Source organism: Pseudomonas sp. HB05 (assembly GCF_016756915.1).
Lineage (GTDB): Bacteria > Pseudomonadota > Gammaproteobacteria > Pseudomonadales > Pseudomonadaceae > Aquipseudomonas > Aquipseudomonas alvandae.
In genome coordinates this window covers 147,450-161,896 of sequence record NZ_JAESPG010000006.1, presented here as the reverse complement: position 1 = coordinate 161,896, position 14,447 = coordinate 147,450, and the positions used below count along the sequence as shown (strand labels likewise).

Here is a 14,447-nt window from a genome sequence, read left to right as displayed (position 1 = left end):
GTACGATGACGCAACAAGCTTTCCTGGAGATTGCGCAGCGGCTGGCATCCTTGCCCGCGGACAAGAAGAAGGTCTTTCGCCAGCGCCTGGCCGAAAAGGGCATCGACAGCTGGCGCCTACCGATTGTCCCCGCCGTGCTCGACGACGGCGAGCACAGGCCGTTGGCGCAGGCGCAAAGGCGTTTCCTGTCGGCTGAAGCGCTGAGCAGTCGCGCGCTCTACAACCTGTGCTCGGTGCTGCGCTTCGATGGACGCCTGGACGGCGCACGTTTGCAGCAGGCGATGCAGCAGGTGGTCGATCGCCATCAGATCCTGCGCACACGCTACAGCCCTGATGCCAGCGGACAGTTGCAGCCCCATTGCGAGCCACAGCGGGTCCAGTTGCCGGGCGTCGAGCGCTTGACCGTCGCCGCATCCGAACACGAGCAATGGTGCGCCAATGAATACGCCCGCCAACTCGCCGAACCCTTCGACCTGGCGCAGTCGATGCCTTGGCGCTGGCAAGCATTCAGCGACGCCCAGGAGCATTCCACCTGGCTGTTTTTCACCATTCACCACGTCGCCTATGACGCCTGGTCGGCCCAGCAACTCACCCTCGAATTGGCCGAGGCTTACCGGGCGCTCGCCTCGAACCAGGCTGTCGCGCTACCCGAGTTGGCCATCCAATACGCCGATTACGCCGCGTGGGAGCGTGAATGGCTGGACAGCGACAGTTGCCAACAGCACATCGATTTTTGGCGCGATCAACTGGCCGATGCACCGGCGCCAATGGCGTTGCCGCTGGACCGCCCGCGCCCCTTGACCACACAACGCCGCCACAGTGGCGCGGTCCTGGCCCGGGAACTCCCGCCGCACCTCACAACGGCGATCGAGGCGGCCATCCGTAATCACGGGGTGACGCTGTACATCTACGGCCTGACAGCGTTCAGCTGCCTGCTGTCGCGCTACAGCGGCGAGACGGACCTGTGCCTGGGCACCTCGGCGGCGCAACGTGACCGTCCGGAACTCGCACCGTTGATCGGCCCATTGCTCAATACCCTGGTGATTCGCCAGCGCCTGCAAGACAACCCGGACTTCGGCAGTGCATTGGTGCGCACTCGCGACACCGTTGCGGCGGCGTTCGACCATCAGCAGTTGCCCTTCGAAAACATCCTCGAAAGCCTTGAGCGCCCGCGTTCGAGTCCGCTGTTCCAGGTCATGTTCGTCCAGGTCGATCTGCCCGAAAGCCGCACCCTGGCCTTGCCCGGCGTGGCGGTCGAAGTGCTCGACCCGCCGCAACGCCACGCGCGTTTCGACCTGACCCTGCGGATGGTCCGCACCGCCGATGCACAGCTGCGCTGCGAACTGGAATACAGCGACGAATTGTTCGACGCGGCCACGGTCGAGCAAATGCTCGACGATTTGCTGGCGATTTTCCACGAGGGTTCGGCTCATCCGCAGCGACGTCTGTCGGACCTGCAACTGGTGTCCACGCCGAGCGAACTGCGCGGTCCTGTCCTGGAAGCGACTGCGTTGCCCTTGGACCAGCAAGTGCTGCACTGGGCCACGCACACGCCGAACGCGATGGCGTTGCGCAGTGGGGAGCAGAGCATCGATTACGCCACGCTCGGCGCTGCCAGTCGCTCGATGGCCACACGGCTGGCCGGGCAGGGCATTGGGCCGGGGCAGGTGGTCGCGCTGTGCATGCCGCGCTGTGCCGAACAACTGCTGGCGACCCTGGCGTGTTGGCAGCGTGGTGCGACTTGTCTGTTTCTCGATCCGGCGCAACCGGCCCGGCGACTCGCGCAACTGCTGCAAGACAGCGGCGCGAGCCTGTGGCTGACATTGGCGCAAGCGCCCGAGACCGGTGTGGACATCCCGCGCCTGGCGTTGAGCGCCGCCGACTGGTCGCTTGACGCGAATATCGGCCAGGACGAAAGCCTCAGCCAGCCGCAGTTGCCCGCATACCTGATCTACACCTCGGGCTCGACCGGCCAGCCGAAAGGCGTGCAGGTCACTCATGCCAACCTCGCGCATTATGCCAATGCCGTCGGCCAACGCTTGCAAGCCAAACCGGGCAGTTGTTGGGCGACCTTGGCAACCGTCGCCGCCGACCTCGGCTTGACCTCTGTCTTCGCGGCCCTCAATGCGGGCGACGTGCTGGTCTTGCCACCGGCATCGTTGGCCTTCGATCCGCCCGGCTGGGCGGATTTCCTCGACCAGCATCCGGTGGACTGCCTGAAGATCGCCCCTTCGCATCTGCGTGGCTTGCTGGCACTGGACGACGCCCGTCGTGTCTTGCCCAAGGACCTGTTGATCCTCGGTGGCGAAGGTTTCGACCAGGCGTTGTTCGCCAAGGTGCGTGAACTGGCGCCGCAACTGCGCGTTTTCAACCACTATGGCCCGTCGGAAACCACGGTCGGTGTGGTCTGCGGAGAAATCCTCGACGCCGACGTGTTCGAAGCGGGGCAGTATCTGCCGTTGGGCCAGCCGCTGCCCGGCTGCGAATTACGCATCGTCGATGGCCACGACCGGTCGGTGCCGCTCGGTGTCGCGGGTGAGCTGCTGATCGGTGGTCCGCAGGTTGCCCAAGGCTACCTCGGTCAGCCTGAGTTGACCGCACGCGCGTTCGGCTCCACTGCCCACGGCCAGCGTTTTTATCGCAGCGGTGACCGGGTTCGCCTGGATCGCAACGGGCGCCTGGTGTTCCTCGGGCGCCAGGACGATCAAGTGAAGATCCGCGGTTTCCGTGTCGAACCGGGCGAGATCAGTGCCTGGCTCAATGGCCAGCCTCAGGTTCGCGAAGGCGCGGTGCTGGCGTGTGAGATAAAAGGGCGGACGCAACTGGTGGCCTATCTCAGCCCTACGATGACCACCGAAACCTTGGCCACACTGCAAGCCGAAGCCAAGCGTCAACTGCCGGAGCACATGGTGCCGGCCCATTGGTTGGCACTGGACACGCTGCCATTGACGGCCAACGGCAAGTTGGATCGGCGTGCATTGCCTGATCCGGCCACCGATGAACCAGCCGCCGAAGCCGCCGAGCAACCGAGCGGCGCCACCGAACAGCGCCTGGCGCAACTGTGGTGCCAGGTCCTCGGGTGTGCGCAGGTCGGCCGCACGGACGATTTCTTCGCCCTCGGCGGGGACTCGATCCTCAGTCTGCAATTGATCGGCCTGGCGTCCCGGGAAGGCCTCAAGCTGCAACCGCGGGATGTCTTGCAGCATCCGACCCTGGCAGCCATGGCCCTGTGCATCGACTGCCGAGCCGAGCCGGCATTGCTTGCCGTGCTGACGGCTTTTCGCGAGATGCTCGGACAACCTGGCCTGGGGCCGGACGCCGATTTCTTTGCCATGGGCGGCGACTCGATTCTCAGCTTGCAGTTGATCGCGCGTTTGCGTCAGGCCGACCTGCGCCTGATGCCGCGGCAATTGCTGGAAAACCCGACCCCTCGGCAACTGGCCAAAGTGCTCGCGCCGGTCGTCGCGCCGGTCGTTGAAGCCGTTGAGTCGAACGGCGATGGGGAGCAACCGCAGCCGCTGTCCCATGCCCAGCAGCGGGTGTGGTTCATGCAGCAGTTCGAGCCGGCTGAAACCGCCTACAACGTCACCCAGTTGCTGGCCTTGCGCGGCGAGCTGGATGTGCCTCGGCTGAAACGCGCCTGCCAGGCGCTGGTGGCCCGTCATGACGCGTTGCGCTGCCGTTTCTTCGAAGAACGAGGGCAAGTCTGGCAGCGCCTGGACGATATGGCCGCGCCGATCTTCAACGTCCATGACATCGGCGCCCTGAGTGACTCGGAACAGCAAGCGAGCATTGCCAGCGCGGCCAAGCGCGTGTTCGACCTCACGCAGGGGCCGCTACTGGCCATCGATGTGTTTTGTATTGCACCCGCTGAGTACCGCCTGCTGTTCAACGTGCACCACATCGCCGTGGACGGCTGGTCCATGGGCTTGCTGGTCCAGGACCTGGCAGCGCTTTATCAAGAGAGGAGCCTGCCGGCGGCAAGCGCTTTGCTGCCGCTGATCAAGACGCAGCGGCAACGCTTGGAGGGCACGCATGGCAAGGACTTGTTGGCCTATTGGCAACAGCGCCTGGAAGGCCTGGGCAACGAGCCGCTGGAACTGCCCGAGCAACCCACCCGTCCCGCGGTGCAGGCGTACGCTGGCGCGCGAGACGAATATGTCCTGCCCGGCTCGCTGAGCATTGCGGTCGAAGCCCGGGCGAGGGCGCTTGGCGTCACGCCGTTCGTGCTGTATTTCGCGGCTTATCAGCTGCTGCTCTGGCGCCACGGCGGGCGCAATGATTTTGCCGTGGGCTTGCCGGTGGCGGGGCGTGAATCAGTCGAGAGCCAGGCGTTGGTCGGGCTGTTCGTCAACACCCTGGCCCACCGTGTGCAGATCGATGGCCGCCAGAGCCTGCAAGCGTTCGTCCAAGCCCTGAACAGCAAGCTGAGCGAGGACCTGGCCCATCAATCGCTGCCGTTCGAGCAGTTGTTGGACGTGCTGGATGTCGAGCGCAGCCTGGATCGCACACCGCTGTTCCAGACGATGTTCAACTATCAGGTCGATCATCAGGATTCCCGCAGCCTGGACCTGCCCGGCATCAGTGCCCAGGCGTTGGCGCTGCCGGGTGGCGTGGTGAGCGCGAAGTTCGACCTGACGTTCAACCTGTTCACCCAAGGGCGCGGTGCCGAGGCGAGCACCGGTTTGATCGTCGAATACGCGACGGCATTGTTGCGACCCGACATCACTCGGCGTCTGGTGGAGGATTACCAGGCGTTGCTCGCCAGCCTGGCGAGCCTGGATCTTGATGCGCGCTTGCTGGAGATCCCGCTGTGCTCGGTTGCGGCCTTGGCGACTGAAGGGCAGTCGTTGCCATTGCATGGCGAAGCGGATTGGGTGACGCGCTTCGAAGTGCAAGCCGCCGTGCATCCCGAGCGCATCGCCGTGTACTGCGCCGACCGTCAACTGAGCTACGCCGCGCTGGAGGCCCAAGCCAACCGCTTGGCCCATTGGTTGCTGGCCCAGGGCGTCGGGCGCGAATCGTTGGTTGCCTTCTGCCTGCCTCGGGATGAACGCTTGCTGGTGTGTATGTTGGGCATCCAGAAGGCCGGTGCCGCCTATTTGCCGCTTGATCGAGCCCATCCCCCGGCCCGCCAGGCGCAGGTGCTCAACCGGGCGCAGCCGCATTTGCTGCTTTGCGATTCGGCGACGGCCGATTGGCCTGCCGAGCTGCGCGTTTGCGCGTGGACGGACCTGCCGTTGGCGCAATTCGCCGCGCAGGCGCCGGGACTGCCGACGCACCTCGGGCAATTGGCCTACACCCTCTACACCTCGGGATCCACCGGACAGCCCAAGGGCGTGCAGATCAGTCGTGGCAACTTCGCCAACTTCCTGTTGGCCATGGAGCAGGCCTTGCCGTTGGACAATGTGCAGCGTTACCTGGCCTTGACCACCGTCACCTTCGATATTTGCGGCCTGGAGCTATGCCTGCCGCTGGTGCGTGGTGGCGCCGTGGTACTGGCGGACGAGGAACAGCGCCAGGATCCGCAGTTGCTGGCACGCTTGATCAAGGAACAATCGGTCGATCTGATCCAGGCCACGCCCGCCACCTGGGCGATGTTGTTGCAAGGTGATCGCCAGGTGCTGGAAGGGCGATTGGCCCTGGCCGGCGGCGAGGCGGTGTCGGCGGAACTGGCCAGCGAACTGAAGCAGCATGTCGCTCGATTGATCAACGTCTACGGCCCGACCGAGACCACGGTATGGTCGACCCAGACGCCCATCGACGCGCTGCAATTGCCAGTGGCGCCGATAGGCCGGCCGCTCCTCAACACCCGCTGCCATGTCCTCGATGAACACCTGTGCGAAGTGCCTCCAGGCTGCGTCGGTGAACTCTATATCGCCGGGGACGGCCTGGCCCGGGGTTACGCCGGGCAGCCGGGGCTGACCGCCGAGCGTTTCATTGCCGACCCGTTCGGTCACGGCGGTCGTTTGTACCGCACTGGCGATCTGGCGCGCTGGCAGCCTGACGGCCAGCTGTACTACCTGGGACGCACCGACGACCAGATCAAGTTGCGTGGCTATCGCATCGAGCTCGGTGAAATCGAGGCCGTCCTGCTCAGCCATCCCCAGTTGCTGCAAGCTGTCGTGGCGGTGCAAGGCGAGCACCTAGTCGCGTTCTGGGTCGCGGATCCGGACGCTGCACCTGATGAAGCGGCTGTACGCGAGTATTTGCAGGCGCGCTTGCCGGTCTACATGGTGCCGACGCACCTGCAAGCACTGGACCGACTGCCGCTCAACAGCAATGGCAAGGTCGATCGCAAACAACTGCCGCGCTTGCAATCGGTTGTCGGCAGCGTGCCAGCGACCGGGCGAGCGCTGTCGGCCAGCGAGGACGTGCTGGCGCAGATCTGGGCCTCGGTGCTGAACCTGCAAGACGTCCCGGCCGATGGACATTTCTTCCAATTGGGCGGGCATTCGCTGATGGCCGCCCAGGTGCGCGGCCGCCTGCGTGAGCAGGGCTTCGAGGTGCCCTTGCGCTGGTTGTTCGAAACACCCGTGTTGGCGCAACTGGCCGAGCGAATCGAGGGCCTCGCCGCCGAGCAGGATCTGGCTTCCCTGACGATTCCGGCGGTTGACCAAGGCATCGAACAGCCACTGTCCTCGGCGCAACAACGGGTCTGGTTGATGCAACAACTGGATCTGGCCGACAGCAGCTTCAACATGAGCAGCAACGTCCGTTTGCGTGGGCAACTGGATGCCCAGGCTTTGGAGCGTTCGTTGCAGCGGTTGGTGAATCGCCATGCCATCCTGCGCACCACCTATCACTCCCGTGGCGGCGAGTTGCGCCAGCGCATCCACCCGCAGTCGACGGTGGTCCTGGAAGCCGTTGCGTCGACTGAAGACCAGTGGACAGTCGACGCCCGGGACATGGCGTTGCGACCATTCGACCTCGGCAACGACGCACCGCTGCGGGTGGTCCTGTATCGCCTTGGCGAAGAGGATCATGTGTTGCAGATGGTCATGCACCACATCGCCTCCGACGGTTGGTCCGGCGCGGTGCTGGTCGATGAGCTGATCGAAGGCTACGAGGCCTACAGCACCGGCGTGCTGCCGACCCAGCAAGCATTGCCGATCCAGTACGTCGACTACGCCGTTTGGCAAGGTTCGGCCGCGGTCCAGTTGCGTCAGCGCGAAGGCCTGGATTTCTGGCGACGGACCCTGGCGGGCATCCCCGCGCAGGTGCCACTGCCGTTCGATTTTCCACGTCCGGAGCGTGACAGCGGCGCCGGGGCGGCGGTGGATTTCCAATTGTCGCCCGCCACGGTGGGCCGCTTGAAAACCTTCGCCCAGGACAGCGGCACTTCGCCGTTCATGGTCCTGCTGACGTGCTACGCCGCTGTGCTGCAACGCGAGACGCAGGGCCGCGACCTGGTGATCGGAACGGACGTGGCGAACCGTGACCATCCGGCCACCGAATCGCTGATCGGCTTCTTCGTCAACCTGCTGGCCTTGCGTATCCGTGTGCAACCGGAATTGAGCTTCCGTGAGCAAGCCTTGCAAGTCCGCGAGCTGTGCCTGCAAGCGTTCGCCTGGCAGGACACGCCGTTCGAACGGGTCGTCGAATGCCTGGAGCTGCCGCGCGTGGCCAATGTGCACCCGCTCTTGCAGACCCTGTTCGTGCTCGACAACACGCCGCGCCAGCAGCGCCAACTGGGCAATCTGCAGGTCGAGCCGCTGACGGGCGAGCAACACCATTCCAAGTTCGACATGGCGCTGTTCGCCAGCGAAGACGCTGATGCGATCAGCCTGCGCTGGGTGTACCGCACCAGCCTGTTCCGCCCGGCCACCGTCGAACGCTTGCGCGGCGCTTTCGAGTCGCTGCTGGAACTGGCCCTTGGCGCGCCGGACACCCCCATCGATACCATGATTGCGACTGTAAAAGGAGCTGCTGCCATGTCCACGGACAATCCGCTGCAACGCAAAATGAGCAAATTGGGCAAGATGCGCCAGAGCGGATCGGCGGCGACCCGGGAGCCCATCGAAGCCCGACCTCTGCGAGAGGACTCGAAGTTTCCGTTGCTGGTTTCCCTGCGCGACCGCGAGCTGGCCCCGGCCATCTGGGCCGAAGCCAACCGCGACAAGGTCGAGAACTGGTTGCGTGAGCATGGCGGCATCCTGTTCCGTGGCTTCGACCTGCCGACCCCGGCGGACTTCGAGGCGTTCTGCCAGGCGCTGTGTCCGCAGTTGTACGGGCAGTACGGTGACTTGCCGAAGAAAGAGGGCGGCAAGAACATCTACAAGTCGACGCCATACCCCAAGGATCGGATGATCCTGTTCCATAACGAGAGTGCGCACCAACACCGCTGGCCACGTCGGCAGTGGTTCTACTGCGAGACGCCGGCGACGTCCGGTGGCGCGACCCCGATCGTCGACAGCCGCCAGGTCTATCGTGACCTGCCGGCCTGGCTGCAGGCCAACCTGCGCCGCAAGCAACTGATGTATGTACGCAATTTCAGCACCAGCCTGGACGTCAGTTGGCAGCACTTCTTCCAGACCGAAGATCGGGCCGAGGTCGAGCGGATCTGCCGTGAGAGCAACATAGAGTTCCAATGGCGCGGCGCCAACGACCTGCACACCCGCCAGGTGTGCCCGGCGGTGATCCTGCACCCGTTGACGGGCGAAGAGAGCTTCTTCAACCAGATCCAGTTGTACCACCCGGCATTTCTCGATGCGGATATCCGCGAACAGTTCCTGCGCGACGGCGAGTCCGCCATGCCGAGGCAAGTGTTCTACGGTGACGGCTCGGAGCTCGAACCGGCGGCGATCGACGCCATCAATGCCGCCTACGACCGTTGCGCGGTGCGCTTCGACTGGCAACAGGGCGACGTGGTGATGCTCGATAACATGCTGGCGGCGCACGCCCGGGATCCGTTCGAGGGCGAGCGCAAAATCGTCGTGGCGATGGGTGAAATCTATGCCCGCCACCAAGTCATGGCCGCCCCGGCGCAGATCGAAGAAACACTTGAAGAGTTGACCCCATGATGGACCTTGGACTCACGCTTTCACCCCAGCAGAAACAACTGGCCCAGGCCAATCCGCACGCCTGGCGCTGGGTGCGCATGTCATTGACAGGCGTTGCCGAAGGCACCGTCGAGCAATGCTTGCGCGACAGCCTGGCGCAGCACCAGGCGCTGTGCCTGCGCTACGAGCGTCCGCTGGGCGCCACCGGGTTGCGCCAACGTGTGATCGAGCCCCAGGCATTGCGCCTGGACTGGCGCCAGGGGCGCACGGTCGACGGCCACGATGGGCAAAAATGGTTGGACGAGGCCCAGCGTCGTTGCCAGGCCGAACAGCCCGACATGCTCGCCTGGCAGCTCGATGATCAGCTGTTGCTGGCGGTCCCGGTGTACTCGCTGGACGCGCGCAGCCTGGTCCAGTTGCGCGAGCACTTGCTCGGTCGCGCCGCGTTGCTCGATGACGAACCTATGCAGTACGCGGACTACGTCGAGTGGATCAATGGCCTGCAACTGGATGAAGACGCCGAGCAGGGCGCGCAGTTCTGGCGCAACCTGGCCTTGCAGGACATCCCGGGCATGCGCCTCGTCGAGCGCTACGGTATTGCCAGCGGACGTCACGCGGTGGTCCGCCAGCCACTGGCGCCGACTCTTGCGCCGCTGCTTACGGCATTGGCCGATCGTGAAGGCGTGGCCATCGAACAGCTGGTGCTAGCCGCTTGGGGATCGCTGCTAGGCAGGCTCAACGGCCAACGCCAAGGCCAACTCGGTGTGCAGCACGACCCCCGTGACAACTACGAGGAATTGACCGGCGCGCTTGGGGTGTTCGAACAGACGTTGCCGATGGTGGTGCAACTGTCCGAGCACAGCACCTTGGTGAACCTGGCCCGGCAACTGGCCCGGCAATTGGAGAGTGCCGTCGACTGGCAGGAATACGTCGGCCAGGCGCAGTTGTTGCCGGAGTGGCGGGCCAGTTTCCAGGCCGGGTTGCAGGTTGTGCGCGTGCCGCAACTGGGCGCGTTGCAGTGGCTGTCGTTCGACACGCCGGTCGAGCTGCAACTGCAATTGAGCCTTGACGCCCAGGGCAATGGCGAGCTGGCGCTGGCCTATGATTGCGGGGTGTACCGCGACGAGCAAATGCAGGCGTTGCTCAAGCGTCTCGAACATTGGCTCGGCCAATTGGTGCAATCACCCAATGGCCTTATCGATGGCTTCGATGCGTGTCTGCCCGAGGAGTCCCTGGCGTCGTCGACGCGTCCTGAGTTCGGAGCGGACCTGGACATCGTCGCGGCCCTGCGCCGGCACGCCCAGTCACACCCGAATCGGCCGGCGCTGCGTTATGCCGACCAGTTGTTTTCCTACGCTGAACTCGATGCCCTGAGTGACCGCGTCGCCGGCAGCCTGGATCAGGCGGGTGTGGGCCGTGAAGCGGTGGTGGGGCTGTATCTGCCACGCGGCGCGCAGATGCTGGTGGCGATGCTCGCCTGTTTCAAGGTCGGCGCCGCCTATCTGCCGCTGGATCCCCAGCAGCCGCCGCTGCGCCTGGCCGGGATACTCGACGATGCTCAACCGGCATTGCTGCTGCACTTGGAAGGTTTGGCGCCGGAAACGCCGGCGCGCACGCTGTGCTGGTCCCAGGCGAGCAACGGGCCGCTGTTCGATACGCCGTACTCCGGCACTGCACAAGACCTGGCCTACGTGCTCTATACCTCGGGCACCAGCGGCAAGCCCAAAGGGGTGCAGATCGAACAAGGACAATTGCGTCATTACGTCACCCAAGTGACCCGTGTGCTGCAACTGCCCGAGGGCGGGCATTACGGGCTGGTGTCCTCGCTGCTCGCGGACCTGGGCAACACCGTGTTGTTCCCGGCGTGGCTGCAGGGCGGCTGCGTCCATGTGCTGGCGCAATCGACCGTGACCGACGCCCAGGCCTTTGCCGAAGAGCTGCGGCGTTATCCCCTCGACGTTTTAAAAATCGTCCCGTCGCACCTCGCAGCCTTGATGGGCGAGCAGGCCGCCGACGTTCTTCCGCGCCAAGTGCTGGTGCTGGGCGGAGAACCGATCGGCGAGGCGTTGATGACACGCTTGGCCCAAGCCGGACCGACTTGCCGGCTGTATAACCACTACGGCCCGACCGAGACCACCGTCGGCGTGTTGTGGCGAGCCATCGATCTTGCGCAGGGCGTGAATGGCTGTGCGTTGAGCCAGGTGCTGGGGGACAACCGCGTTCAGTTGCTCGACGAGCAGCAACGGCCAGTGCCATCCGGTCAGGCCGGCGAGTTGTGCATCAGCGGCGCCAGTGTCGGCAGGGGTTACGTCGGCAGTGTCGGCGGCGCTGCCTTCGGTGTCGATCCCGCCAGCGGTCAACGCCTGTACCGCACCGGTGACTTGGCCTTGCGCCAGGCCGACGGAGCCCTGCGCATTCTGGGTCGCAACGACCAGCAAGTGAAAATCCGCGGGTTCCGCCTTGAACTGGCGGAGGTCGAGCAAGCGATGCTGGCCCAGCCGGGCGTCTCGCAGGCGGCTGTGCTGTTGGATGGCGAAGGCGATCACGCTCGGTTGCTGGCCTTCGTGGTCACGGACGATGTTCAGTTCCAGGGGACGGACCCGTTGCGCGCCAGCCTGGCTCGCCAACTGCCGGACTACATGCTGCCCAGCGGTATCTTTGCGCTGAAGGCCTTGCCGCTGAACAGCAACGGCAAGCTCGATCGCAAGCACCTGCTCGAACGCGCCCGGCAGCGCCTGCAGAACACCCGCGTGGCGCCGGTGGGCGAACTGGAAACCGCCGTGCTCGCGATCTGGTGCGACGTGCTGGGTGTCGATGACCTGGGCGTCACCGACAATTTCTTCACCGTCGGCGGGCATTCATTGGCGGCGATCAAAGTGGTGTCGCTGATCCGCGAACGGCTGGGTCTCAGCCTGCCGACCAACCTCTTGTTCGAGCGGCATACGGTGCGTGACCTCATCCAAGGCCTGGGCGACACGGGCAGCAGTCCATGGAAGACCCTCGACGATGCCGATCCGCAGGCACCGGCCTTGTTGGTGGTGCATGGTGCGCAAGGGCACCTGCAGGCGTACCAGCCGCTGGTGGACAACCTGCGCGGCGAAGTTTCGGTCTTTGGCCTTGCCGCCCTGGAAAATGGCTGGGCTGACGACGATATGGACGCGCTGTTGCGGCAATACGTGGCGAGTATCCCGGTCCAGCTCAAGGAGCGTCCGCTGGTGCTGTTGGGCTGGAGCCTGGCGGCGCGCCTGGCCTTGTTGCTGGTGCCGCATCTGCAAGCCAGCGGCTTCAGCGTCGAAGGCCTGGTGGTGCTCGATCATGATGCTCAGCGCAGCCTGGCCGGCGAGGGCGACGAAGCCGGTCAGTTGATTGCCGATTTCGCGTTTTATTGCCGCAGCCACGGCCAGCCGATCGGAGAATCGCTACGGGAGCGATTGACTGGCCTGTTGGCCGGCCTTGACTATGCCGAGGGTGTCGCTCGGTTGTTGGACGATGAGCAGGTGCGCGGGCATCTGCAATGGGCAGCGGCGGATGCTGAGCTGCTGGCGCTGATGACGCAATATCGCGCGATCAAGACCCGTTTGTATGAGCAGGCCTTGCCCATCGTCGACGTGCCGGTCTGGCTATGGCGCGGCAATGCCCACGGCGACTTGCGCTCGCAGTGGCAAGCCCTCGCACGACAACCCGTCAGCCAGTGGACGCTGGACGTTGGGCATCATGAGATGCTCGGCGAGCCGCGACTGGCGGAAAACCTGCTGCCTTTACTGTTGCAAACCTCTGCCAAGGTGGTGTCGGTCCCATGATGTTATTGAAAGAACTGCTGCATAACGCGCGGTGGCGCATTTTCCTCGCGGTGCTGAGCAGTGCCTTGAGCGCGGCCACCAGTATCGGCCTGATCGGCTACATCAACCGTTGCCTGGAACAAGGCCTGGATAATCTCGGCCAGGGCTTGCTGCTGTTCGCTGGTCTGCTGGTGCTGTTGTTCATCAGCGGAGTCACTTCGCAATGGTTGCTGGTGCAGATCGGCCATCGGCTGGTGTACCAGCTGCGCCTGCGGCTGGTGGGCAAGGTGCTGGGCACTGCGCTGGAACGCATCGAGCGGCTGGGCAGCCCACGCATCTACAACGCCTTGACCAAGGACGTGACCACCGTCGCCACTGCGTTCAAGCAACTGCCGATTTCCTTGTACAACGGCTTGCTGTTGTTGGCGGGGCTGGCGTACATGGCCTGGTTGAGCCTGCCGTTTTTCGCCTTGACGCTAGCGGTGATCGCCGCCGGCGTCGGCCTTGATGTGCTGCTCGGGCGCAAGGTCAAGACCTTGATGCAGGCCGTCCGGCAACAGGACGACCAACTCACCGAGCAGTTCGAAGCCGCGATCCAGGGGCGTTGCGAATTGGGCCTGAGCCGGGAGCGCCGGCACCTGCTTTATCAACGCAAGCTCGAACCCATCGCCCGGGCCTCGCTGGACGCATCGGTACGCGCCGACACCTTGTGGGCGGTTAACCTGAACTGGACGACGTTGCTGGTGTTCGTACTGATCGGCACGCTGTTTTTCCTCGGCCAGGGGCTGGGGTTGCTGAGCCAGCAGGTGGTGGTCGGCTACGTCCTGGCGATCATGTTCCTGCGCACGCCGATCTCGATGATCCTCGACGCCATTCCCGCGGTCATTCGCGGCCATGTCGCGTTGCAGGCCATCGACGCCCTGGCGCTGGGCGAGACGGTGGAGTTCAAGACCCCCGCGCAAGCGGCGCAGCCGTTTCGCGAGCTGCGCCTGTCGGACGTGCATTACCGTTACGCCGGCAAGAACGAGGAGTTTGCTTTTGAGTTGGGGCCGATCGACCTGACGATCCGGCGCGGCGAGTTGATTTTCATCGTCGGTGGCAACGGCAGCGGCAAATCGACCCTGGCCAAGCTGTTGACCGGGCTCTATGTGCCCGCTGCTGGCGAGGTATCACTCAATGGCGTGGTGCTTGATGCCAGCACCAGCGAATGGCACCGCGAGCACTTCGCCGCGATCTTCGCCGACTTCTATCTGTTCGCCGATGTGCTGGGTGAGGCGGGCGACCATGAAGGACTGGAGGCTCGGGTGGATCATTATCTCGACCGCCTGGGGCTGGCCCACAAGGTCGAATTCGCCGCCGGACGCCTGTCCACCACCGCGTTGTCCCAAGGCCAGCGCAAACGCCTGGCGTTGCTGCTGCTGATGATGGAAGGCCGTGAAGTGTTCCTGCTGGACGAATGGGCGGCCGACCAGGATCCGGTGTTCCGCCATGTGTTCTACAACGAGTTGCTGCCCGAACTGAAGGCGGCCGGCAAGACAGTGATCGCGATTACCCATGACGACCGTTATTTCGACGTCGCGGACCGGATCTATCGTCTCGACTACGGTCACCTCGTTGATTACGACCGAGCGACGGAGAACCCCTTTCAGTTGGCGAAATGATCGGC

The 14,447-nt window shown here is 64.4% G+C and carries 3 protein-coding genes; all 3 read left to right on the top strand.

Annotation, left to right across the window (positions count from 1 at the left end; all coding sequences use genetic code 11):
• Positions 1-5 precede the first annotated feature (5 nt).
• From JMN22_RS08910 to JMN22_RS08900, 3 genes are read left to right on the top strand one after another with little or no spacing between them, the layout of a single operon-like run.
• Positions 6-9,023 (top strand): non-ribosomal peptide synthetase, encoded by a 9,018-nt coding sequence (locus tag JMN22_RS08910; RefSeq protein WP_198796746.1) that lies wholly within the window; start codon positions 6-8, stop codon positions 9,021-9,023.
• A complete protein-coding gene (locus tag JMN22_RS08905) occupies positions 9,020-12,802 on the top strand; it encodes a non-ribosomal peptide synthetase (RefSeq protein ID WP_198796747.1) in 3,783 nt (1,260 codons plus the stop codon). Before JMN22_RS08910 ends, JMN22_RS08905 begins: the two co-directional genes overlap by 4 nt.
• Positions 12,799-14,442 (top strand): cyclic peptide export ABC transporter, encoded by a 1,644-nt coding sequence (locus JMN22_RS08900; RefSeq protein WP_198796748.1) that lies wholly within the window; start codon positions 12,799-12,801, stop codon positions 14,440-14,442. Before JMN22_RS08905 ends, JMN22_RS08900 begins: the two co-directional genes overlap by 4 nt.
• Positions 14,443-14,447: the final 5 nt, after the last annotated feature.